The following is a 23586-nucleotide window of genomic DNA, read 5'->3' on the forward strand; positions in this document are numbered from 1 at the left end:
CTCAGGGCAGGGCGACTGAACCGTCCCGGGCGTCGGACACCGCCTGTGCCCTTCAGGGGCAGGGCGGCTGAGCCGTCCCGGTGTCGGACACCGCCCGTGCCCTTCAGGGGCAGGTCACCTCGTCGCCCGTGACCACGCCGAACTCGCCCTGGTCGGGGTCCTCGGCCCGTACCTTGCGGACCTTCTTGAAGTCCGTCCCGGCGATCACCCGCAGGACGGGGCCCTGCCCCGGGGCCTCCCGCAGCTCCGCGCCCGGCAGGGCGGTCGCCAGGGACCGCGCCGAGCGGTCCCAGCGCGGGTCGTGCACGACGACCGTCCGGCGGACGTCGGAGCGCCCGGCGTTCACGGGGGTGCGGGTGGTGCGGAAGCCGGTGGCGGCCAGCTGGCGGTCCACCCGGCGGCCGAGGCCGACGACGGTCGTGCCGTTCTCGACCTGGACGCGGATCTGCTGCGGGGCCACCTCGACCAGGGCGCGCCTGCCGCGCGTCCGGTAGGGGGCGAGGGGGCGGTCGTCGCGGAGGGCCTTGAAGAGGCGGCGCGACTTCACGGCGTCCCACTGGAGGGTCGAACCGAGTCCCTCGACGACGTGGCCCATGCGGCCGATGGGGACGGTGGTGAACTCGGACGACGCGGGTGTGAGATTGCGCATGGCGCGGCCGAGGTCGATCAGCTCCCCGGTGCCGAACTCCTTGTCGGCGCGGACCGAGCCGAGCACGGCCCGGGTGACGTCGCGGAACCTGATCGGGTTGAGGAGCACCCCGGAGGACGTCGCCTGGGCCATGAGGGCGGCCATGAAGCGTTGCTGGCGCCTCATGCGGCCGAGGTCGGAGGAGCCGTCGGCGTGGCGGGAGCGGACGTACTGAAGGGCCTGCCCGCCGTCGAGGTCGTGGGAGCCCGCAGCCAGGTCGAGGCCGGTGTAGGAGTCCCTCAGCGGTTGGGCGGTGCAGATCCTCACGCCGCCGAGGACGTCCACGGTCCGCATGAAGCTGGTGAAATCGACCTCGACGTAGTGGTCGATCTTCACCTTGGTCATGTGCTCGACCGTGCGGACGGTGAGCGGGGGTCCGCCCTCCGCGTACGCGGCGTTCAACTTGACCGGGTGGGCGGGGCGGTTCTTCCCGGTGGCGCGGTCGGTGTGCGCGGGGACCTCGGCGTAGGAGTCGCGCGGCAGGCTCACGACGCTGGCCCGCTCCCGGTCCGCCGAGATGTGGACGATCATCATGGTGTCCGTGCAGTGGCAGGGGGCGCCGCCGAGCCGGTAGGCGCGCCGCTCCTCCTCGCTGATGCGGTCGCGGCCGTCGGTGCCGACCAGCAGGACGTTCATGCCGTGGCCCGCCTCGGGGCGGTTCTTCATGTCCTTGAAGGGGTCGACGCGGGCGATCTTGCCGTCGAGGCTGGTGACCACCGCGTGCCCGATCCCCGCGGCGGCCAGCACCATCACCGACAGCGTGGTCGCCACCCGCAGGGCCCAGCCCCGTTTCCTCGGGCGGACCGGGGGCCTGGGCTGCTGCGGCCGTGCGGGCATGGGGGACACCTCCGCGTGACACGGTCGGGGAGACGGGGGGAACGCTGAGCACCGTAGGCGCAGTCGCCGCGCGGCCCGTACCGGCGACCGGGCGGCGCGCGTCGCTGTCCCCCGTTCGCGGTAACGTGAGCCCCCTATGAACGCCAAGCCCGACGTGCGGCTCCCCGCCGTGTCTGTGATCATGCCCGTCCTCAACGAGGAGCGGCATCTGCGCGGGGCCGTCCAAGCGATCCTCGCGCAGGAGTACGCCGGCGAGATGGAGGTCGTGATCGCCCTCGGTCCGTCCACGGACCGTACGGACGAGATCGCGGCCCAGCTCGTGGCCGAAGACGCGCGCGTGCACACCGTGCCGAACCCCACCGGTCGTACCCCCGCCGCGCTGAACGCCGCGATCAAGGCCTCCCGCCATCCGATCGTGGTCCGCGTCGACGGCCACGGCATGCTCTCGCCCAACTACATCGCCACCGCCGTGCGGCTCCTGGAGGAGACCGGCGCGCAGAACGTCGGCGGCATCATGCACGCCGAGGGCGAGAACGACTGGGAGCGCGCCGTCGCCGCCGCCATGACCTCGAAGATCGGCGTGGGCAACGCAGCCTTCCACACGGGCGGGCAGGCCGGTCCGGCCGAGACCGTCTACCTGGGCGTCTTCCGGCGCGAGGCGCTGGAGCGACAGGACGGCTACAACGTGGAGTTCATCCGCGCCCAGGACTGGGAGCTGAACTTCCGGATCAGGGAGGCCGGCGGCCTCATCTGGTTCTCGCCGGAGCTGAAGGTGTCCTACCGGCCCCGGCCCAGCGTGAAGGCGCTGGCCAAGCAGTACAAGGACTACGGGCGCTGGCGCCATGTCGTCGCCCGCTACCACCAGGGCTCCATCAACCTGCGCTACCTCGCCCCGCCGACCGCCGTGTGCGCGATAGCCGCCGGTCTGCTGGTGGGCGGGCTGCTCACGCCGATCGGGTTCGTCGTCCCCGGCGGCTATCTCGCGGCGATCGTCGCGGGCTCGGTCCCGGCGGGCCGGGGCCTGCCGCTGAAGGCGCGGCTGCAGATCCCCCTCGCCCTCGCCACGATGCACATGTCGTGGGGCTTCGGCTTCCTGACCAGCCCGAAGTCGCTGGCGAGGAAGGTCATCGCGTCCCGCCGCCCGGCCGTGCTCACCGAGAGCTGAACCGGACCGGCGCACACGTGCCCGACGCATACCCGTGGGGCCCCTCCCGAGCTTCGGGAGGGGCCCCACACACGTCGTGCCGGACTACCAGGTGAAGTTCGGGTTCACCTTCATGCAGGCGTCCTTGTCGGCGCCGTTCAGCGCGTCCGCCGACTTTGGGGTCTTGTCGTCCTTCTTCTCGGCCTTGTACGCGTCGCCCTCGCGCCAGTCGGCGCCGACGACGAGCGTGACGCCGCTGACGTTCGTCGACTTCTCCACCTGGCTCAGCGGGATGCCGAGCGCCTTGGCGACCGCCTGGGCGTCGCCCTCCAGTTCGGCGCTCGGGTAGCGCACGACCGTCTTGTCCTCGGTGGTGGCGGTGGTCGAGTCCGCCGACGCCTTGGCGAAGCCCTCGCGGACGAGGAGCTGGGAGACGGTGTGGGCCCGGCCGGGGGCCGCGCCGAGGGCGGTCGTCAGGGTGCCGTTCTGCACCAGCACGCCGATCTGGTCGTCCGCCGCCGCGGGATCGTCGGAGGTCGGGTCCTCGGAGGTGGCCTTCTTGGCGTCCTTGCCGTCGAGGGCGATGTCCTCGCGCACCAGCCGGAACAGCTTCTCCGCGTCGCCCTCCTTGGGCACCACGCGCGCGCCGACGTAGGTGAACGGCATCGTCGTCATCGTGATCCGGGCCGGCTCGACCTTGCGCAGTTCCTTGCTGAGGTCGTAGAGCGCCGCCACGTCACCGAGGCCGGGGTCGACGGTGAGGGCCGTCGTGGCCTCCTCGGCGAGCCGGCGCAGCTTGTTGGGGTTGGTGATGGTGGCGTTCTCCCGCAACTCGCGGACCATCGAGTTCATGTACATGTGCTGCGCCTTGGCGCGCGCGATGTCGCTGCCGTCCTCGAAGCCGTACCGGGTGCGCAGCCACTGGAGGGCCTGCTTGCCCTGGATGTACGTGGTGCCCTTCTCCAGCTTCAGGCCGGAGCCGTGGCCCAGGCTGTCCCGGGACTCGATGTTGTCGGTGACGCAGACCGGTACGCCGCCGATGGCGTCGGCCATCGAGACCACACCGGCGAAGTCGACCATCATGAAGTGGTCGATGTGGATGCCGGTCAGCTCCTGCCAGGTGGCGACCGTGCAGCCGGGTCCGCCCCGGCCGAGCGACTCGTTGGTCATCGCCCGGCTGCTCGCCGCGTACACCTTGCCGTCGTCGGGGTCGGTGCACTTGGGGATGTCGAGCAGCGTGTCGCGGGGCATGCTCACCACCGACATGTTGCTGCGGTCGGCGGACAGGTGCAGCAGCATCTGGACATCGGCGAGCGGGGTGCCGCCGAAGGTCTCCCGGGCGCCGCCGAGCTTCTGGTTCTCCTTGGTGTCCCGCGCGTCGGAGCCGATGAGCAGGATGTTCAGCGGGGTCTGGCCCGCCGCGTTGGGAGTCGGCTCGGCGATCTTCGTGTCGCCGAGGTTGAGCTTCTCCTTCTTGATGTTGCCGTTCAGGTGCCGGTAGTAGAGGTAACCCGCTCCCGCGGTCCCGAGTATCACCACCGCGAGCACCGTCGCCGACCAGCGCAGCACCCGCCTGCGCCTGCGCGGCGTGGCCGTACCGGCCCGCCTGCGCCCTCCGGCGCCGCCCTGGCGGCCGCCGCGTCCCCGTTGTTCCGGGACTCTGGCGCTCCCGTCGTCGCCGGTCGAGCCGTCCGTCGACCCGAGGCCACCGCCCCGCTCGCCGGGTTCCTCGACCCGCGGCCGCCCCCCGTCCCCGCGTACGTCGCTCCGTACCATCTCCCTGCCCCTCCCCACCCTGCTGTGCCGACGGGGCCGCCCCCGCCTCCTGTTGGACTTCCGAGACCCCAACCGGGATGTACGCATGCTCTGTTGAACGCGTCATACGCCCTGCTCGGATGACATCGGCCACCCATGCGTACGACCGGTACCGCCCCTGTGCGCCCGGTCGAACACCGGACGTGGACGCGCACATGGGTCGCTACGGCGGCGGGTGCCGCCGTATGACCACCGGAACCCGCCGGGCGGGCGCATCCTCGCGCCCGCCCGGCGTCTGTACTCCTGTTGCGTCCTGATAGACGCGAGAAGACCCCGTCAGGTCATCAGCCGGCGCACTTTTCCTTGTCCGCCGTGTTCTTCTCGACGTCCAGGTCCGCCGCCGACGACGAACCGCTGATCTTCACCCCGGCGCCCTTGAAGTCCTCGCCCAGGGTCAGCACCATCGCGGGCAGCCCCTGGGAGTTGGTCTCGCTGTTGCCCTCGCCGGGCTTGAGCGCGGACGCGGACAGGCCCATGAGGTCGGCGAGCTTGCGCGCCTGGTCGGCCTGGTCCGGGTCGTACTCGAGGGTCGTCTTCGCCAACGTCTTGCCCGCGTTGCCGAGTTGGCTGGACTTCGTCACGCCGACATCGTTCTGCAGCCAGTTGAGAGTGGCCTGTGCGCTGCCGGCCTCGGCACCGCCGTTGTAGACGTTGACCCGGACCTCGGAGGCGTCGGCGCGCTTGCCCTTGAGCTTCGCCGCCTGCTTCTGCTTCTCCTTCTTCTTCACGTCGCTGAGCGAGACGTCTTCGCGGACGGTCTGGAACAGCTGCTCCGCCTTGCCCGGCATCGGCAGCACGGTCGCGCGGTCGGTGTTGTCGACGACGGGCACCGTGGTGAAGGTGATGTTCTTCGTGTTCACCTTGCCGACCTCCTGGCCGAGCGAGGCCAGCTTCTTGATGTCGGCGATCTTGTCGTCGACGGAGAGGGCCTTGGTGGCTGCCTCCGCCAGGTCGATGACCTTGCGCGGGTCGGTGAGGGTGTCCTCGGACTTCATCTGGCGGATCATCGAGCTGAGGAACTGCTGCTGGAGCTTGATCCGGTCCAGGTCGCTGCCGAAGCCCACGCTGTAGCGGGTGCGCAGGAACGACAGTGCCTGCTCACCCTGGATGACGTGCTCGCCCTTGGAGAGGTCCAGCTTGGACTTGGAGTCCTTGATGGGCTTCGCGAGGCACACCTTCACGCCGCCGATCGCCGTGGACAGCGTCTTCACCGCGTTGAAGTCGGCGACCATGAAGTGGTCGGGGACGATCCCGGTGAGCTCCGTCACGGTCCGCATCGTGCAGCTCGGGGTGCGGCCGTCCTGGCCGAGGCTCGTGTTGAACCGGACACCGGTGGAACCGCCGATGGTCTTCTTGGAGCCGTCCTCCTGCGTCGTCTCGCAGTCGGGGATGTCCACGATCATGTCCCGCGGGATGCTCATCGCGGTCGCGTTCGTCCGGTCCTTGGAGACGTGCAGCAGGATCGTGGTGTCGGCGTGGCCGACGCTCTCCTTGTCGCCGTACGACTCGTTGCCCTTGCCGGTGCGCTTGTCCGTGCCGATCACCAGCAGGTTGATCGCCCGGTCCTTGCTGAAGCCGCCGGTGCCGGCGCCGTCGGTGGGAATGGCGGTGATGTTGTTGTTCAGGTGCTGGTAGTAGAGGTAGCCCGCGGCGCTCACCCCGACCAGCACGAAGGCCAGCGTGCCGCCCGTCCACACGAGTATCCGCTTGCCCTTGGATTTCTTGGTCTTCGTCCTGCCCCGGCCGCCACGACGGCCCGGCAGCGGCTCCTCCTCGGGCGTCCCGCGTCGACGCCGGGGTCCCGGAACCACCTCGGGGATCTCCCGGGTGTCCGGTGTCGCCGTCGCCGACCGCCCGGAGGCGCCGCCCGCTCTGGCCCCCGCCGCCGCGGGCGTGGCCCGGCGGGGCCTCGGTACGCCTGACTGCGGTGCGGAAGGGGCCAGTCGCAGTTCGTATTCACCGGTGCTCGGGTTGAGTACCCACTGGTCTGCGGGATCGATGTCTTCCGCCCGCCCACGGCCTTGCGCGTCCACGGTTGTCTGATTCCTCCGTCGGGGCCACGCGGCGTCTTCCCCCTCAAAAGACGCTCGGGTCTCGCTGCAAGTGGTGCGTGACCGAGAAGGCCTGCCACACCGGATCGCTCACACTAGCCGCCCGATCAGGCGTCAAGCGACGGCGGTGACAAATTGCACGTCCCTACAAGTGGGCAATCTGCCCATTTCCTAGAGCAATTGTTCCTCGTGTTGACGTGCGTTTTACCTGCGGGGACCCACTCCGGTCACTCGCAGGCCCCTTCGGCGGCCGTGCGGCCGCGAAAAGTGGGCATCGGATCGGGGGTGCGGGAAGACCCGTCCGACAGCCCGTTCGCATGTCCTTCGGGTCCGCCCTCCGGGAGTTCCCGGGCCACGGCCACGGGTGCGTCGGAACGCAGCCGGGCGAAAAGCCGGTGTGCCGCAGGCTCGACGAGCTCGTCACGATTGGCGTCCTGGGCGTACGACTTCCTGGGAACGGTCAGGAATTGCACCCTTTCCATGGGAATGCCGCGCAACCCGCGGACGAGGTCGTAGAGACCGCGCAGACTCGCCAGACCGGGGTCGGTGGTGAGCGAGGACGTGGCCGCGTCCAGGACCGGATAGAGCTTCACCGGATTCAGCAGGACGCCGTTGCTGCGCACCTTCGCGGCCAGTGCCGCGAGGAAGCGCTGCTGGCGGTCCATCCGTTCGGTGTCACTGCCGTCGCCCAGCGTCTTGCGGGCCCGCACATAGCCGAGCGCCTGCTCGCCGTCGAGTCTCACCCGGCCCGCGGGCAGCCGGAGCTTGGCGGCCTTGTCGTGGATGGGCGCCTCGACGCACACCTCGACGCCGTCCACGGCGTCCACCATCTCCTTGAAACCGCTGAAGTCCACGACGACGTGGTGGTCGATGCGGATGTCGGTCATCTTCTCGACCGTCCGGATGGTGCAGGCCGAACCCCCGGCCTGGAAGGCGTAGTTGAACATCGCGAAGGTCGGTTCGGACCGGGTGCCGTCCTTCTGGCGGCAGCCGGGCACGTCCACCATCAGGTCCCTCGGCAGGGACACCGCGGTCGCGCTCCGCCGGTCGGCCGCCAGGTGCAGCAGGATGGTCGTGTCCGACCGCTCGGTGCCCGAGTCCCGCCCGTATCTGCCGTTCTCGTTCCCCGACCGGGAGTCCGACCCGATCATCAGGATGTTCTGCGCGTCCCGCACCAGCGCGGTCGGCCGCTCCCGCTCGTACCGGGCCAGCTCGTCCGCCGCCGTCGTGTCCGACGTGATGTTCCCGTCCAGCCTCCGGTAGGCGGCCCACCCCACCGCCATGCCCCCGAGCAGCATCGTCGCGGCGCCCGCCGCGGTCCAGCGCAGCCACCGCCGTCGGCGGCGGCGCAGCAGCCCGTCCCCGGTGGCGGATCCACCCGCACCGGGCCCGAGCACCCCCGTCCTGCCTCCGGCGTCGTTCACTGTCGGCCACCCCTCACGGCGTACGAGGTACGAGCGAGCTGTGCTCCTACGACGATGGCGCGAGAGGGGGGAAGGGGCGGCCGGGGGTAGGCCGAACGGGGGACGGCGCCTGTGGGCCGAGGCCGGCCGGCGCCGTGCCGGGCGTCGCGAACCGGTGGGCCCTAGCGTGAGACCGCTGTGACGCGCTCGCTCTCGACGCGCTTGGCCAACGCGTCCTCCGCCAGTTGGTCCAGGTGCCGGCACAGCACCACGGACCCCCCGGTCGCCAGTGGCCCGTACAGCCCCGCCAGCAGGCCCTCCCATGTGTCGTAGCCCGCTCCGGACAGCAGCCGCGACCCCGGCCCGGTGAGCCCGAGGCCGCCCGCCTCGGCGCGCGCCCGCTCCACGACCTCCCCGCCGCTGAACTCGCGCCCGGCCACGATCAGCGCCGGCTCCTCCGGGTCCACGGGCGCGAACGGCGCGAACCGGTCCCCCTGCGAGGGCACCTCCACGGCGTAGTCCGCGAAACCCGCCGGGGTCTGCGGGAACCTCCCGCCGAGCGGCCGCAGCGCGAGGGCGACCCGCTCCCCGGAGCAGGCCCGTGCCTCCTCCAGGGTGTCGGGCCCGCTCACCACGAGATCGGCCGCGCCGGGGTCCCCTGCGACATCGGCGACGACGCCCACCGACGAGCACGCCAGCAGCCACACCGCCGTCTGCCAGTGCGCGGGCAGCAGCAGCGCGAGCCGGTCGCCGGGCTCCGCGGCCAGGTCGCCCTGGAGCAGATTCGCCGTCTTGGCCACCCAATTGGCGAAGGTGGCCACGGACAATTCGACGCGTTCGCCCGTGGCGTCGTCGTAGAAGGTCACCAGGGGGCGCGCGGGGTCCGCGGCGAGCGCGGATCGCAGCAGGTCGGCCGGGGTGCGATCGGTGGCGTTCATCCGCGTAAGCCTACGCGGGGGCGGGTGCGGGGTGGGTGCGGGGCGAAGCGGAGGGGCCACCGGTTCGGCCCAGTGCCACCCACCGGTTCGGCGGAGCGGAGCCGACGGTCCGTCAGTTCCGCGATGGACAGATATGTATGACTATGTCCAAGATCGGGCGTATGCATAGCTCTCGTTTCCTCGCCTCCTCGATCGGTGTCGCCTGCGCCGCGGTCCTCGCCCTCCCCGCCGCGCTGCCCGCCGCGGCCGCGACCCCCGCCGCCCCGGCCCTCGGCACGACGTCCGCCTCCGAACAGTCCGCGACTTCCGCACGAGCCGCCCCGGTTGTGGACAGAGCGACCGCATCGCCGTCCGGCCGTACCCAGTCGCTTCCCCTGGTCCCGCGCGCGACGGACCGCGCCCTCGGCCCGACCGCCGAACAGGGCCTCGGGCGCCGGGGCGTACGGTCCTTCTCGCTGGTCGGTGTCGTGTGGGACGACCCGGACACCGAACTGCACGGCCGCGTCCAGGTCCGTACCCGGGCGCGCGGCACCACCCACTGGTCCGGCTGGCAGGACGTCGAGACGCACAACCACGAGCACGCCGCCGACCCGGACACCGCCGAACGCGCCTCCAGCCGGGTGCGCGGCTCCACCGCCCCGCTCTGGGTGGGCGAGTCCGACGGGGTCGAGGTCCGCGTACGGGCCGAGGTCAGCGGTCGTACGGCCGCGCCGGGCGTCCAGATGCTCCCGGACGGCCTACGCCTCGAACTGGTCGACCCCGGCACCGGCCTCCCGGAGGCCGGGGCGACGCAGACGACCACCCCGGCGGGCGGGCCGGTCGCCGACCCCCCGCCCGTCGGCACGCCCGTGGACGCCTCGCGCCTCGGCACGCTGACCGTGGAGTCCGCCGCCGCCTCCGCCGTCAACGCCGATCTCGCGCCGCTCGGCGCCACCTTCATCCCGGCGCTGTCACGCACGGCGACGGAGGACGGGCTGGCCGACCTGGAGCCGGGTATGAAGCCCTACATCGGGCCGCGCCCGCGTATCGTCACGCGCCGCGGCTGGGGTGCCGACGAGAAGCTCCGCGAGCGGGACTTCCTCTACACCAAGAAGGTCCAGGCGGCGTTCGTGCACCACACCGCCTCCGGCAACAACTACAGCTGTGACGAGGCGGCTTCCGTCATCCGCAGTATCTACCGCTACCACGTGGTGAGCAGCGGCTGGCGGGACATCGGCTACAACTTCCTCGTCGACAAGTGCGGAAACATCTACGAGGGGCGCGCGGGAGGCGTAGCGAAGGCCGTCATGGGAGCACACACCCTCGGTTTCAACACGAACAGCATGGGGATCGCGGTCATCGGCAGCTTCGGCACCACCAAGCCGCCCGCCGCCGCCGTGACGGGCATCGCGCAACTCACCGCCTGGAAACTCGGTCTTTACCGGGCGAACCCCAAAGGCAAGACGGACCTCATCTCCGGGGGTGGCAATCTGTACGCAAAAGGTAGGAAGGTACGACTGAACGTGATCTCCGGCCATCGTGACGGGTTCGCGACCGAGTGCCCGGGGGGGCGCCTTTACGGAAAGCTCGGTACGGCCCGCTCGAAAGCCGCCCAGTACCAAGGGCGGTAGGACGGCGGCAGGTTGAAGGGGGAACCGGGGGCGCGACCGCCCCGACCGCACACCGGTGAGCCGGCCGGAGGCCACCGCACGGCAGCACAGCAAGGCAGGGGGCACGCCCGCCGTGTCCCCTCGAACCACCCCGCCGACCTGCGAAGCAGCAGACCGGCGGGGTTCCGCACGTCCATGAAGGCGCCATCCAACGGTCTGCATACACTGGCCGGCCGAAAGACAGTTCGGCCGGTCCCGGCAGGAAGCAGAGACGACAGGTGACAGAAGCGATCCTCCTGGTCGGCGGCAGAGGCACCCGACTGCGTCCGCTCACGGTGCACACTCCGAAGCCCATGCTCCCGGCGGCCGGAGTCCCCTTCCTCACACACCAACTGGCGCGGGCCAGAGCGGCGGGCGTCGACCACATCGTCCTCGCCACCTCGTATCTGGCCGAGGTCTTCGAACCCCACTTCGGCGACGGCTCCGCCCTCGGCCTCCACCTCGAGTACGTCACCGAGGAGGAGCCCCTCGGCACGGGCGGCGCCATCCGCAACGCGGCCGCACACCTTCACTCCGCCCCCGAGGACCCCGTCCTCGTCTTCAACGGCGACATCCTCACCGGCCTGGACATCCGCCGCCTGGTCGGCACGCACCGGGCGACCGGGGCGGACGTCTCCCTCCATCTGACCCAGGTGACCGACCCGCGTGCCTACGGTCTGGTCCCCACCGACGAGTCGGGCCGCGTCCTCGCCTTCCTGGAGAAACCGCAGACGCCCGAGGAGATCGTCACCGACCAGATCAACGCGGGGGCGTACGTCTTCCGCCGGTCGGTCATCGACACGATCCCGGCGGGCCGCCCGGTCTCGGTGGAGCGCGAGACGTTCCCGGACCTGCTGGCGGCGGGCGCCCACCTCCAGGGCATGGTCGACTCCACGTACTGGCTGGACCTCGGCACCCCCGCGGCCTTCGTCCGCGGCTCCGCCGACCTCGTCCTCGGCCGCGCCCCGTCCCCGGCGGTGCCCGGCCGCTGCGGCGACCGCCTCGTCCTGCCCACCGCCCGGGTGGCCGGCGACGCCAAGCTCACCGGCGGCACGGTCGTCGGCGAGGGCGCGTTCGTGGGTGAGGGGGCGAGGGTCTTCGGCAGCACGGTTCTCGCGGGCGCCGTCGTCGAACCCGGCGCGGTCATCACCGACTCCCTGATAGGCGCCCGCGCCCGCATCGGCGAACGCTCCGTCCTCACGGGCACGGTCGTCGGCGACGGCGCGGTCATCGGCGCGGACAACGAACTCCGCGCGGGGGTGAGGGTCTGGTGCGACGCCCAGATCCCCACGGGGGCGCTCCGCTTCTCGTCGGACGAGTAGGGCGCCTCAGGGGGAGGGACATGGGGGTGCGTCGGCGGGTGCGGGTGGTTCGTGGTTGCTCGCGCAGTTCCCCGCGCCCCTGAAGGCTTGGGCCTGCGGCCCTGCCTTCATCCTGAAAAGCACGGGGCGCAGCCCCGGGCGCTTTTCAGGGGCGCGGGGCGGTGACACATGCGGCTCCGCCGCGTGGGCGCGAACAACCCCCACTGACCCGCACCCGCCCACGCACCCCCCGGCCCGAGTTCATAGGCGCCCGATGTCCCAGCGAGGCATCTTCGGCGTCCGCCGCCCCGGCACCCGACCCGACAGCAGAATGAACCGCGCCGCCCGATGCCGCTGCCCCGCATAAGGCTCCAGCAGCGACAGCATCACGGAGTCGTCCGCGTCCCGGTCGCCCGCCAGCGCGTAACCCACGATCCCCGGCAGATGCAGATCCCCCACGGTCACCGCGTCCGCCGCCCCATGGCTGCGCTGCACCGTCTCCGCGGACGTCCACGGCCCGATGCCCGGCACCAGTTCCAGCCGCGCCCGCGCCTCCTCCGGCGACATCCCGACGGCCTCCTCCAGCCGCCCCGCCACCCGTACCGCCCGCAGGATCGTCGACGCCCGTTTGTTGTCGACCCCGGCCCGGTGCCACTCCCACGACGGGATCAACGCCCACTCGCGGGCCGTCGGCATCACGGACATCCCCGCGGGCGCGGGCCCCGGCGCCGGCTCCCCGAACTTCCGTACGAGCAGCCGCCACGCCCGGTACGCCTCGTCCGTCGTGACCTTCTGCTCCAGGATCGACGGGATCAGCGATTCCAGCACCAGCCCGGTCCGCGTCAGCCGCAGCCCGGGTCGCCGTCGCCAGGTCGCCGCCACGATCCGGTGCCGGGGCACGAACGCGTCCGGTTCGTCCGACGCCCCCAGCAGGGCCGGCAGTCGGTCGAGCAGCCACTCGCCACCGGGACCCCAGGCCTCCGCCTCGACGGCCCCGCCGCGCACGGCGACCCTGAGGGTGCCGCCCCCGGCAGGAGTGCGGCAGACCCGCCACACCGCCCCGTCGGCGGTCGCCCGGAACGTCGGATCGCCGGGCCCCCTCTTGAGCGGCCCGAGCACCAGCCCCAGGTCGAACGGCCCCTCAGGCGTCCACGCCCGCCGAAGCCCTGGCGCCGCTGAGGGCCGGGGCACCCCACCGGGCACCACGACCTGCCCGCCTCGCACGGTCGTACGAGTAGGTCGGGGGGAGAAACGTCCGGCCACGGTGAGGTCCTAGGAAGCTATGGGGAGCCCTACGAGCATAGGAGGCGGTGGTTCCCCGGAGGGGAAGGGTGTCCGGTGCCCTCACCGCACCTCGATGAACGCCCCCGCGTCCCGCTCCCCCCGGGCGGGCGGCTCCTCCGCCGGGTGCCCCACGGCCACGGCACCCATGGGGTCCCAGTCCTCCGGCAGCGCCAGCACGTCCCGTACGACATCCCGGCAGAACATCGTCGAGGACACCCACGCGGATCCGAGCCGCTCCCCGGCCAGCGCGACCAGGAAGTTCTGCACCCCGGCCCCGGTGGCGACGACGAACATCTCCCGCTCGGCACCGTCCCGCCGCTCGTCCCCGTAGGTGTGCGACCCGTCCATCACCAGACACGGCACGACGAGGTACGGCGCGTTGCGCAGTACGTCCCCCCGCCGCACCCGCTTCGCGATGGACTCCTCGCTCTTGCCGTCCCGCCGCAGGTCCGCGATCCACGCGTCCCGCATCGCGTCGAGCAGCCGCACCCGCGACTCCTCGGACTCCAGCAGCACGAACCGCCACGGCGTCGTGTGGTGCGGCGCCGGCGCGGTGACGGCGGCGGCCACGGCACGCCGTACCGCACCGGGGTCGACCGGCCCGTCGGTGAACGCCCGCACGGTCCGCCGCTGGGTCACCGCCAGCCGTACGGCCTCCGAGGTCCCGAGCCGGAACATGTCGTCGCGGGCGCCCCTGACCAGGGCCTTCGTGCCCTCGCCCGAGTCCTCGGCGACGACGTGCGCGAGGCCCCGCACGACGGCCACCGGCAGCCCGGCGGACTTGCCCTTCACCAGGTCACCGGCGGCGGCCAGTTCGTCGGCGGTGGCGACGACGGTCGCGGTGAGCGGATTGCCGTGCGCGTCCGTGCCGCCGCGCAGGTCGTCGAGGACCCGTACCCCGGCCGCGCCGATCGCCACGTCGGTGAGCCCGCTGCGCCAGGGCCGCCCGAAGGTGTCGGTGACGACGACCCCGACCTCGACCCCGAGCGCGTCCCTGATCCCGTCCCGGACGGCCCGCGCGGAGGCGTCGGGGTCCTCGGGCAGCAGCAGAATGGTCCCGGCGGGGGTGTTGGAGGCGTCGACGCCGGCGGCGGCCATCACCAGGCCCTGCCGGTTCTCCACGATCCGCAGGGCGCCGCGCCGGGCGACGACCCGGACGGTCTCGGCGTCGATCGCGGCCTCCCGGTCGGCCGCCTCGACCGTCCGGCCCTCGGCCTTGGACACGATCTTCGAGGTGACGAGCAGCACGTCCCCGTCGCGCAGCCCCGGCTCGGCCGCGGCGATCAGCTTGGCGAGATCGTCGCCCTGCTGGATCTCGGGAAGGCCGGCCACGGCCCACACCCGGTACCCGGCGGCCGGGGACCCCTCTCTCGTGGTCTCCTCGCTCACGCGGCCCGCACCTCCTCGGCGAGCGCCAGCGCCGCCCCGGCCATGGCCGCGGTGGCGTCGAGGTCGGTCATCATCAGGGGCACCGCCCGGCAGCGGATGCCCGCGGCCTCGACGCGCTCGACGGTGCCGGCGTCGACCGTGTCGACGAGCCAGCCGTCGAGCAGCCCGGAGCCGTAGTGCTCGGCGACGGCCGCGGCGGTGGACTCGACGCCGACGGCGGCGAGGACCTTGTCGGCCATGCCCCGCACCGGCGCGTCCCCGACGATGGGGGAGAGCCCGACGACCGGCACCCCGGCCTCGGCGATCGCCTCCCGGATGCCGGGCACGGCGAGGATGGTGCCGACGGAGACGACGGGGTTGGACGGCGGGAAGAGGATCACGTCCGCCTCCGCGATGGCCTCCAGGACGCCCGGCGCGGGCTTGGCCTGCTCGGCGCCGACCGGCACGATCGCCTCGGCGGGCACGGAGGCCCGCAGCCGCACCCAGTACTCCTGGAAGTGGACGGCCTTGCGCTCGCCGTCGAGGTCGACGGCGACATGGGTCTCGACCCGGTCGTCGGTCATGGGGATGAGCCGCACCCCCGGCTTCCACCGGTCGCACAGCGCCTCGGTGACCGCGCTCAGCGGATATCCGGCGCCGATCATCTGCGTCCGCACGATGTGCGTGGCGAAGTCCCGGTCGCCCAGGCCGAACCACTCCGGTCCGACGCCGTACGCCGCGAGCTCCTCCTTCAGATGGAAGGTCTCGTCGGCCCGGCCCCAGCCCTGCTCCTCGTTGATGCCGCCGCCGAGCGTGTACATCACCGTGTCGAGGTCCGGGCAGACCTTCAGGCCGAAGAGGTGGATGTCGTCCCCCGTGTTGCCGATGACCGTGATGTCCGCCTCCGGAGCGGCCCGCTTCAGGCCGCGCAGGAACCGGGCACCACCGATGCCACCCGCCAGAACCACAATGCGCATGGGAGCCAGTCTCGCAGGCGCCCACGACAACGGACCGCGCGCCCGCCCCCGACCACGCACGGTTTCGGCCGGGTGCGGCGTCAGGCCGTGGCGGTCGCCGTCCGGGTCGCGCAGGCCTCGGTGCGCATCGGCATGTCGGTCAGGCCCGGGTAGTAGATGTGCAGGCTTATGGCCGGTTCCAGCGTGTCGTTGACGACCTCGTGCGCGTAGCCCGGCGCGAAGACCCGCTGCGCGCCGGCGGTCAGCACCCGCGTGCCCCGGTCGGTGCGCTCGGTCAGCGTGCCGTCCAGGACGGTGAGCACCCCGGACGAGCCGCCGTGGTCGTGCAGCCCGGTGCCCTGACCCGGCACCCAGGACAGCAGCCACACCTCGTACCCGGGGCCGGTGCGCAGCCGGTGGTACCAGCGGGTCGTCGCGTCGTACTCGACGAGGTGCTCCCACTGGGCGCGGTCCTCGGCGATGGAGCGGGCCAGTCCGGCGAACTCGGCCACGGTGACCGGATGTTGGCGCGGCGTCCGCAGGAGGTGGGGTACCTCGAGGATGTCGCCGGCGATCTGGAGGTCGCTGTCGCTGTTCATGGGATGCGGTGGTCCTCGGCGAAGAGTGGGGGATGGCTGGGTGTCGCGTGCCGTCCGCCCGGCTCACGGGCGGGGCGAACGCCCGGGTGCGGGCGGAGGGGAACAGCAGCCGAGCCACGATGGGCTCAGTGGCAGCCGGAGCGCGTTGGGCTCAACAGCTGGGACAGCAACAGCTACAGCGAGCGCGGGCAGCACCGAGGGACCCGGCGGTGCGGGTCGAGGTGAGTGCCAAGTTCGCGAGCATGCCCACTAGGACAGCGGTTCACACCTCTGCTGTCAACTTCCCGTCCGGTATGTGGATGCCACTTCACCTCTTTCGGTGCATCACCCCGGTGAAAGGTTTGTGCATGGGGAGTCGGGGACACATGGCGCACAACCCGATACGGGTGAGTGTGAGCGGGCCGGAACGAGATCGAACTCCTGGACGTCTTCCCTCGTAAGGGAGGGAGACCGTAGGGGACTTCCACCCACCGCCAAGCTGCTGTCAGGGTTTATGCCGATTTGAACACTTTCCGCATAGCCTTGGTTCCGCAGAGTGAATAAGGGGCCCAATAGCAGATCTCGGCTTGACTCGCCCGTAGCAGCACACTTGTAATTTCACTCGTGTCGTTCAGCCGAAATCGGTAACGGCCGCACGACGGGGACGCGAAAGACGGACGAGGGGCGCACATGACCGAGCTCGTGCAGCAACTGCTGGTCGACGACGCGGACGAGGAACTCGGCTGGCAGGAGCGCGCGCTGTGCGCCCAGACCGACCCCGAGTCCTTCTTCCCCGAGAAGGGCGGCTCGACCCGCGAGGCCAAGAAGGTCTGCCTGGCCTGCGAGGTCCGCTCCGAGTGCCTCGAGTACGCCCTCGCCAACGACGAGCGCTTCGGCATCTGGGGCGGCCTGTCCGAGCGGGAACGCCGCCGCCTGAAGAAGGCCGCCGTCTGAGCCCGCGCGGCGCTCACCGCACGCACCTTCCGCACACCACACACCACAGGAAGTCGGCAGTCCGCAGCACGTCCCAGCGGAACCGGATGACCAACGGCCCGTCGCAGGTGGCTTGTCCACAGGCGGCGGGCCGCCGTGGTGCTCAGCCGTTAGTGTGGGCCCTCGTCCGAGACGTCCCGCTGTCCCCGCCGGACACAGACGTCCACCGCAGTCCATCGAACCGGGGCCCGTACCTCGATGTCCGTGCACAGCCACACCGCAGCCCACGACGCTGCCACCCCTGAGTTCCCACGTCATGTGGTGACCGCGGTCCTCGTCGCGCACGACGGCGCCCGCTGGCTGCCCGACGCGCTCGCCGGACTGCTCGGCCAGGAGCGCCCCGTGCAGAGCGCCATGGCGGCCGACACCGGCAGCGCGGACGACTCCGCCCAGCTCCTCGCCGACGCCCTCGGCGCCGACCGCGTCCTGCACCTCGCCCGGCGCACCGGTTTCGGCCAGGCCGTCGAGGAGGCCAACCGCACCGCGGGCGTGCTCACCCAGGACGACCTGGCCTACCTCCGTCGCCCCAGCGGCTGGGACCCCGTCACGCGCACCTGGCGCGACGACGCGTACGACATGCCCGAGCTCCCGCACGGAGAGCCGGTGCAATGGCTGTGGCTGCTGCACGACGACTGCGCCCCCGAGCCCGACGCCCTCGCCCAGCTGCTGCGCGTCGTGGAGAACGAACGCGAGCTGGGCCGGGACGACGTCGCCGTCGTCGGCCCCAAGCTGCGCGGCTGGTACGACCGCCGTCAGCTCCTGGAGGTCGGCGTCACCATCGCGGCCTCCGGCCGCCGCTGGACCGGCCTCGACCGCCGCGAGCAGGACCAGGGCCAGCACGACCACGTCAAGCCCAGCCTCGCCGTCTCCACCGCCGGCATGCTGATCCGCCGCGACGTCTTCGAGGAGCTCGGCGGCTTCGACCGCCGACTGCCCCTCATGCGGGACGACGTCGACCTGTGCTGGCGCGCCACCGCCGCCGGCCACCGCGTCCTCGTCGCCCCCGAAGCGGTCGTGCGGCACGCCGAGGCGTCCTCCCGCGAGCGCCGCACCGTCGACTGCGTGGGCCGCTCCGCCGCCTCCCCGCACATGGTCGACAAGGCGGGCGCCGTCTACACCCTCCTCGTCAACTCCCGTACCGCACAGCTCCCCTGGGTGCTGTTCCGGATCGTCCTCGGTACCCTGCTGCGGACCGTCGCCTACCTCGTCGGCAAGGTTCCCGGCCAGGCCGTCGACGAGATCCGCGGACTGCTGAGCGCGCTGCTGCGGCCCGAGCGGATCATCGCCGGACGCCGCAGAAGAGGCGGGGCGCAGATCGACAAGGGCGAGCTGCGCGCCCTGTTCCCGCCGCCCGGCGCGACCGTCCGCGCCACCGTCGAGCAGGCCGCCGGTGATCTGTTCGGCCGCTCCGACACCGAGGCCTCCCCGGCCGGACGGCACGGCGGCGCCGTCGAGTCCGGGCCCGGCGACGACGACGCCGACTTCCTGGAGGTCGAGCAGTTCGCCCGGCTCAAGCGCGTCGCGCGCAAACCGGGCCCGCTGCTCTTCCTCGTGCTGCTGCTCGCCTCCCTCGCCGCGTGTCGCGCGCTCCTCGGCGGCGGCGCCCTCACGGGCGGCGCCCTGCTGCCCGCGCCCGCCGACTCCGCCGAGCTGTGGTCGCGCTACCTGGACGCGTGGCACCCCATCGGCGCGGGCGGAGCCGAGTCCGCCCCGCCCTACCTGGCGATCATCGCGATGCTCGCCTCCCTGCTGTTCGGCTCGACCGGCCTCGCCGTCACCGTGCTCCTCGTGGCCTCCGTGCCGCTGGCCGGATTCACCGCGTACTTCGCCTCACGGCCCCTCGTCGAGTCCCGGCTGCTGCGCGCCTGGGCGGCCGTCGTCTACGCCTTCCTGCCCGCCGTCACCGGCGCCCTCGCCGGGGGGCGCGTCGGCACCGCCGTCCTCGCGATCCTGCTCCCCCTGATCGCCCGCGCGGGCGCCGCCGCGGCCGGGCTCACGAACAGCACGGGGGCGCGCGGCAGCTGGCGCGCGACCTGGGCGTACGCGCTGCTGCTGACGATCACCACCGCGTTCACCCCCATCGTGTGGCCCATCGCCCTGCTCCTCGGCCTGGCCGTGCTCGGTGTGCGCCGCCGCGAGATCACCGCGTACGGCCCGCGCTTCCTCGCCCAGCTGGGCACCCCGCTGCTGATCCTGGCCCCCTGGTCGCTCACCCTGCTGCCGTTCGGCTTCTTCCAGGAGGCCGGCCTGGAGTACGGGGCGAGCGCGGCCTCACCGACCGATCTGCTCGGCATCAGCCCCGGCGGCCCCGGCACGGTCGGCGGCCTCACCCTCGTCGGCGTCGTCCTCGCCGCGCTGGCCGCCCTGCTGCGCTCGGAACGCCGACCGGCGATCGGCACCGCCTGGACGGCGGCCCTGGTGGGACTCGTCTTCGCCGTCCTGTCCAACAACTCCACCTGGGCGGGCCCCGCGACCCTGGTCTACGGCATCGCCCTGCTGGCCGCCGCCACCCTGGGCGCCGACGGGGCACGCGCCCGCGTGGCCGAGCAGAGCTTCGGCTGGCGTCAGCCGGTGGCCGCGCTGATCGCGCTCGCCGCCGCCGTCGGCCCCCTCCTCGCCGCCGCCGGCTGGATGATCGGCGGCGCCGACGGGCCCCTGGAGCGCCGCGACCCCGTCCAGGTCCCCGCGTTCGTCGCCGAGGAGAGCGGCACCCGCGACCAGGCCCGCACCCTCGTCCTCGACAGCGACTCGGCCGCCGAGGTCTCCTACACCCTGGTCCGCGGCTCCGGCGTCCGCCTCGGCGACGCGGAACTCACGGCCGCCGCCGGACGGAACCGGCAGCTCGACAAGGTCGTCGCCAACCTCGTCGCCGGCTCCGGCGCCGACCAGGCCGACGAGCTCGGCGGCTTCGCCGTGCGCTACGTCCTCGTCCGCCCGGGCGCCCCCCGCGAGATGAGCCGCGTCCTGGACGCCACGCCCGGCCTGAGCCGGCTCAGCCAGCAGGACGGCAGCGCCCTGTGGCGCGTGGACCGCGAGGTCGCCCGCGTCACCGTCGAGACGGGCTCCGGCGACCCGAAGTCCGTCGCGGCCGGCCCCGTCGACGTGCACACCACCCTCCCGGCCGGCGGCTCGGGCCGCGTCCTGCGCCTCGCCGACACCGCCGACGAGTCCTGGACCGCCACCCTCGACGGCAGGCCGCTCACCCCGACCACGGTCGACGGCTGGGCCCAGGGCTTCCAACTCCCCACCGGGGGCGGCCGGCTGGACGTCACCTTCGACGCCCCCGTGAGCCACACCGGCTGGCTGTGGGCGCAGGGCTCGCTCGCCGTCGTCCTCGTGGTCCTCGCCCTGCCGGGCCGCCGCCGGGACGTCGACGACGACCTGCCCGACGAGCCGGTCGCGGTACCCGCCCAGGACACCACCGGCGACGGCCGCCGCGCCCGCCGGCTGCGCGCCCAGGCCGAGGCCGAGGCCGACCGGTCCGCGGACACCCCGCCCCCGCCCGCCGAGGAGGCCCCGGTGGCCGTCCCCGTCCCGGAGCAGCAGGGGTACGGCGAGTGGGACACCCCGAGTTACGCGAACGCCGAGTACGGCCAGTACGACCAGCAGTACCAGGCCGCCCAGCAGTACCCGGCGGGCACCTACGACCAGCAGCACTACCAGGCGGACCCCTACCAGGGCGGCCAGTACGACCCGTACGCCTCCTACGGGGGCGACACGGCCTCCTACGACCAGACGTACACCCAGGGCTACGACGCGACGTACGACCCGTCGCACGGCACCGGCGCCGCCCCCGAGCGCCCCGACGGGAGCCAGCAGTGAACCGCACGACCCTGTCCCTGATCGCCGGCACGACCGCCCTCGCCGCCGTCACCGGTTTCGCCGTGCTCAGCGCGCCCGACGCCTCCGGCGGCGGCCCCGCCGTCGAGGCGGCCGCCCAACTCCCCGTGGAGCGCACGAGTCTGCTCTGCCCCCGGCCGAGCTCCTCGGACATCGCCGAGACCGCGTACACGTCCTTCACTCCCGTCACCAAGGGCGCCTCCGGCAAGGGCGGCGCGCAACTGGCCTCCGCCGGCGAGGAGTCGGCGGACAGCGGCGGGAAGGGCAAGAAGGCCAAGCCCGTCCTGGAGCCGAAGGAGCCGGGCAAGCCCGCCACCGGGAGCACCGACGGAGGCGACGCGCCCGCGCTGATCGGCACGGCCGAGGGGAAGTTCGCGCCCGGCTGGACCGTCCAGGAGACCACCGAGGTCGCCGCAGGCACCGGCCGTGGCCTGCTCGGCGTCAACTGCACCGCCCCGGACACGCAGTTCTGGTTCCCGGGCGTCAGCACGGCCGCCGGCCGCACCGACTACGTCCACCTCACCAACCCGGACGACGCGGCGGCCGTCGTCGACATCGAGCTGTACGGCAAGGACGGCGAGCTGAAGTCGACGGTGGGGGAGGGCATCACGGTCCGGCCCCGCTCCACCGAACCCGTCCTGCTGTCGACGCTCACCACGGAGAAGCAGGCCGACCTCACGATCCACGTCAGCGTCCGCAGCGGTCGCGTCGGCGCCGCCGTGCAGGCCCTCGACGGCAAGCAGGGCGGCGACTGGCTGGCCGCCGCGGCCGACCCGGCCGCCACCGCGGTCCTCCCCGGCATCCCCGAGGACGCCACGTCCGTCCGGCTGATCGCCTTCACCCCCGGTGACACCGACGCCGACCTGAAGCTCCGGCTCGCCTCGCCGTCCGGGACGATCACCCCGGCCGGCAGCGAGACCCTGCACGTCAAGGCGGGGATGACGGCGACGGCCGACCTCGGCGCCATCACCCGGGGCGAAGCCGGCTCGCTCCTGCTGAGCCCCACCGACGAGTCGATCCCGGTGGTGGCCGCCCTCCGCGTCGTCCGCGGCAAGGGCGCCGACCAGGAAACGGCGTTCATCCCGGCGACCCGTCCCGTCGGCAAGCGCGCCACGGTCGCCGACAACCGCGCCAAGGGCACCACCCTCGCCCTGACCGCCCCCGGCCGCACCGCCAAGGTCAAGGTGACGGCATCCGCGGGCGGCTCCGCCGGTGAGCCCACGACGAAGACGTTCACGATCAAGGCGGGCACCACGCAGAACGTGGAGTTCCCGGTCCCGGCGGGTCTGAAGGGCCCCTACGCCCTCACCGTGGAACCCCTCACCGCCACCCCCGTCTACGCCTCACGCACCCTGGAGTCCAAGGTCGACGCCATCCCCGCCTTCACCATCCAGACCCTCCCCGACGACCGGGGAACGGTGGCGGTCCCCCAGGCCCACGAGGACGTGGCGGTACTCCAGGACTAGGGGGCCTCAGGGGTGGCGGGGACGCCCTCTCCCGGGCGTACCCGGCGGGGTCAGTCCTCCCCGTATCGGGGATCCACGGTCTCCGGGTTGAGCCCCAGCAGCTCGGCGACCTGCTCCACGACCACCTCGTGCACCAGCGCCGCCCGTTCGTCCCGCCCCTTCGTCCGGATCTCCACCGGCCGCCGGTACACCACCACCCGCGCGACCCGCCCCTCCCGCGCCGGCACGATCCCGCCGAGCGGTACCGCCTCGTCGTTCCACACCCCGTCCCCCGGCCCGTCCAGCCGCGGCACCTCCAGGACGAGGAAGTCGATGTCGGCCAGCTGCGGCCACCGCCGCTCCAGCCGCTCCACGGAGTCCTGCACGAGGTCGGCGAAGACCTCCGCGCGACTCGCCGCGAGCGGCACCTGCGGCGGCGCGATGGGGCCGCGCATCCCCCGGCCGTGCCGATCACGACGGCGGGGCCCGGGTGCGGAGGCGGCGGGCGGCGGTACGAGGTTGTCCATCACCTGTGAAGCGTAGTCCTCACGAGGTGCGCGCGCCCGGCTCCACACCCCGCGCCGCACGCCCGCTCCGACACCGCTGACCTGGTACGTCCAACCGGCGCGCCGAACGCGGGTGCCCCGCAGGGTCGTACGGCCCGACGCCGGATGACCAATCAAGCCAAGGTTGGGCTCGAATCCGTTCTCTCCCGGACCCACGAACTCACATCAAATGACCTGGTTTGTTGCGATAATTGAGCGCCTTTCGAGCCGTTCGGGATTCCGGACGGGGGGTTACTCGCAGGTCAGCGAGGTGGGTTCGGAGAGGCGTGTGGGGCGTCTCACACCACGACACGGGGGAGTGACCTGGTGGAGAGTCGTCGCGGCCCGCTCAAGAGTGCGGTACCGTCCAACGTCGTGAGCCCTGTACGTCGCTGTTCGCGCACCGCTTGCGGCCGTCCCGCCGTCGCGACGCTGACGTACGTCTACGCCGACTCGACCGCGGTCCTCGGCCCGCTCGCCACCTACGCCGAACCCCACTGCTACGACCTGTGCGCCGAGCACTCCGAACGCCTCACCGCCCCGCGCGGCTGGGAGGTCGTCCGACTGCTGGACGCCTCGGCCCCCGCCCGCCCCAGCGGTGACGACCTGGAAGCGCTCGCCAACGCCGTGCGTGAGGCGGCCCGCCCGCAGCAGCGCGCCGCGGAGGCCGGCGGCGGTGCCCGCACGGCCGACCCGATGGAGGTGGCCCGCCGAGGTCACCTCCGCGTCCTGCGCTCACCCGACAACTGACACCCCGTTCGGTGGCGTTGCC

Annotated in this window: 17 protein-coding genes; 7 read left to right on the forward strand and 10 right to left on the reverse strand. The window is 72.6% G+C overall.

The features are described from left to right. Positions 1 to 103: 103 nt before the first annotated feature. The gene (locus tag SMA5143A_RS23860; RefSeq protein WP_181361983.1) at positions 104 to 1525 is read right to left on the reverse strand and encodes an LCP family protein; all 1422 of its coding nucleotides are present in this window, start codon (positions 1523 to 1525) and stop codon (positions 104 to 106) included. A 136-nt stretch (positions 1526 to 1661) separates the two neighbouring features. Here SMA5143A_RS23860 and SMA5143A_RS23865 point away from each other — a divergent pair, with 136 nt between their 5' ends. Continuing rightward, positions 1662 to 2690, forward strand: a complete 1029-nt coding sequence (locus SMA5143A_RS23865) for a glycosyltransferase family 2 protein (protein ID WP_107464878.1) — start codon at positions 1662 to 1664, stop codon at positions 2688 to 2690. An 84-nt stretch (positions 2691 to 2774) separates the two neighbouring features. On the opposite strand, the gene SMA5143A_RS23870 is transcribed toward SMA5143A_RS23865, so the two are convergent. From SMA5143A_RS23870 to SMA5143A_RS23885, 4 genes are all read right to left on the reverse strand, one after another. After that, a complete protein-coding gene (locus tag SMA5143A_RS23870; protein WP_107464879.1) occupies positions 2775 to 4445 on the reverse strand; it encodes an LCP family protein in 1671 nt (556 codons plus the stop codon). A 323-nt stretch (positions 4446 to 4768) separates the two neighbouring features. Next, positions 4769 to 6517, reverse strand: a complete 1749-nt coding sequence (locus SMA5143A_RS23875) for an LCP family protein (RefSeq protein ID WP_107464880.1) — start codon at positions 6515 to 6517, stop codon at positions 4769 to 4771. Between the two features lie 245 nt (positions 6518 to 6762). Continuing rightward, entirely contained in the window at positions 6763 to 7959 is a 1197-nt protein-coding gene (locus SMA5143A_RS23880; protein ID WP_107464881.1) for an LCP family protein, read from the reverse strand. A gap of 161 nt (positions 7960 to 8120) precedes the next feature. Continuing rightward, complete coding sequence (locus SMA5143A_RS23885) at positions 8121 to 8876, reverse strand: TIGR03089 family protein (RefSeq protein ID WP_107464882.1); 756 nt, start codon at positions 8874 to 8876, stop codon at positions 8121 to 8123. A 143-nt stretch (positions 8877 to 9019) separates the two neighbouring features. On the opposite strand from SMA5143A_RS23885, the gene SMA5143A_RS23890 reads away from it, so the two are divergent. After that, positions 9020 to 10486: a peptidoglycan recognition protein family protein gene (locus tag SMA5143A_RS23890; RefSeq protein WP_107464883.1), complete on the forward strand. Its 1467-nt coding sequence runs from the start codon at positions 9020 to 9022 to the stop codon at positions 10484 to 10486. A gap of 257 nt (positions 10487 to 10743) precedes the next feature. After that, the gene (locus SMA5143A_RS23895; protein ID WP_055716872.1) at positions 10744 to 11826 is read left to right on the forward strand and encodes a nucleotidyltransferase family protein; all 1083 of its coding nucleotides are present in this window, start codon (positions 10744 to 10746) and stop codon (positions 11824 to 11826) included. 240 nt (positions 11827 to 12066) lie between these two features. Here the strand turns inward: SMA5143A_RS23895 and SMA5143A_RS23900 are convergent, their stop codons facing one another. From SMA5143A_RS23900 to SMA5143A_RS23915, 4 genes are all read right to left on the reverse strand, one after another. Beyond that, positions 12067 to 13068, reverse strand: a complete 1002-nt coding sequence (locus SMA5143A_RS23900; protein ID WP_107464884.1) for a DNA-3-methyladenine glycosylase family protein — start codon at positions 13066 to 13068, stop codon at positions 12067 to 12069. An 81-nt stretch (positions 13069 to 13149) separates the two neighbouring features. Next, positions 13150 to 14478 carry a coenzyme F420-0:L-glutamate ligase gene (locus tag SMA5143A_RS23905; RefSeq protein ID WP_107464885.1) on the reverse strand — a complete coding sequence of 443 codons (1329 nt, stop codon included), beginning with the start codon at positions 14476 to 14478 and terminating at the stop codon, positions 13150 to 13152. Then, on the reverse strand, positions 14475 to 15434 hold the full coding sequence (gene cofD, locus SMA5143A_RS23910) for a 2-phospho-L-lactate transferase (RefSeq protein WP_055540429.1): 960 nt from the start codon (positions 15432 to 15434) through the stop codon (positions 14475 to 14477). The genes SMA5143A_RS23905 and cofD overlap by 4 nt, the downstream gene beginning before the upstream one ends. 80 nt (positions 15435 to 15514) lie before the next feature. Beyond that, positions 15515 to 16012 (reverse strand): cysteine dioxygenase, encoded by a 498-nt coding sequence (locus tag SMA5143A_RS23915; protein WP_107464886.1) that lies wholly within the window; start codon positions 16010 to 16012, stop codon positions 15515 to 15517. A gap of 669 nt (positions 16013 to 16681) precedes the next feature. Here SMA5143A_RS23915 and SMA5143A_RS23925 point away from each other — a divergent pair. The 3 genes from SMA5143A_RS23925 (at position 16682) to SMA5143A_RS23935 (ending at position 22290) form a co-directional block, all read left to right on the forward strand. After that, positions 16682 to 16945, forward strand: coding sequence for a WhiB family transcriptional regulator (locus SMA5143A_RS23925; RefSeq protein WP_003975777.1), 264 nt, complete (start codon positions 16682 to 16684; stop codon positions 16943 to 16945). 237 nt (positions 16946 to 17182) lie between these two features. Continuing rightward, the gene (locus tag SMA5143A_RS23930) at positions 17183 to 20806 is read left to right on the forward strand and encodes a glycosyltransferase family 2 protein (RefSeq protein ID WP_107464887.1); all 3624 of its coding nucleotides are present in this window, start codon (positions 17183 to 17185) and stop codon (positions 20804 to 20806) included. Continuing rightward, the gene (locus SMA5143A_RS23935; protein WP_107464888.1) at positions 20803 to 22290 is read left to right on the forward strand and encodes a DUF5719 family protein; all 1488 of its coding nucleotides are present in this window, start codon (positions 20803 to 20805) and stop codon (positions 22288 to 22290) included. Before SMA5143A_RS23930 ends, SMA5143A_RS23935 begins: the two co-directional genes overlap by 4 nt. 50 nt (positions 22291 to 22340) lie before the next feature. On the opposite strand, the gene SMA5143A_RS23940 is transcribed toward SMA5143A_RS23935, so the two are convergent. Beyond that, positions 22341 to 22796 carry a metallopeptidase family protein gene (locus SMA5143A_RS23940; RefSeq protein ID WP_055519820.1) on the reverse strand — a complete coding sequence of 152 codons (456 nt, stop codon included), beginning with the start codon at positions 22794 to 22796 and terminating at the stop codon, positions 22341 to 22343. Between the two features lie 345 nt (positions 22797 to 23141). Between SMA5143A_RS23940 and SMA5143A_RS23945 the strand changes: the two genes are divergently transcribed. Continuing rightward, positions 23142 to 23564: a DUF3499 domain-containing protein gene (locus SMA5143A_RS23945; RefSeq protein ID WP_086756625.1), complete on the forward strand. Its 423-nt coding sequence runs from the start codon at positions 23142 to 23144 to the stop codon at positions 23562 to 23564. Positions 23565 to 23586: the final 22 nt, after the last annotated feature.

The organism is Streptomyces sp. MA5143a (assembly GCF_900290235.1).
Classification (GTDB): domain Bacteria; phylum Actinomycetota; class Actinomycetes; order Streptomycetales; family Streptomycetaceae; genus Streptomyces.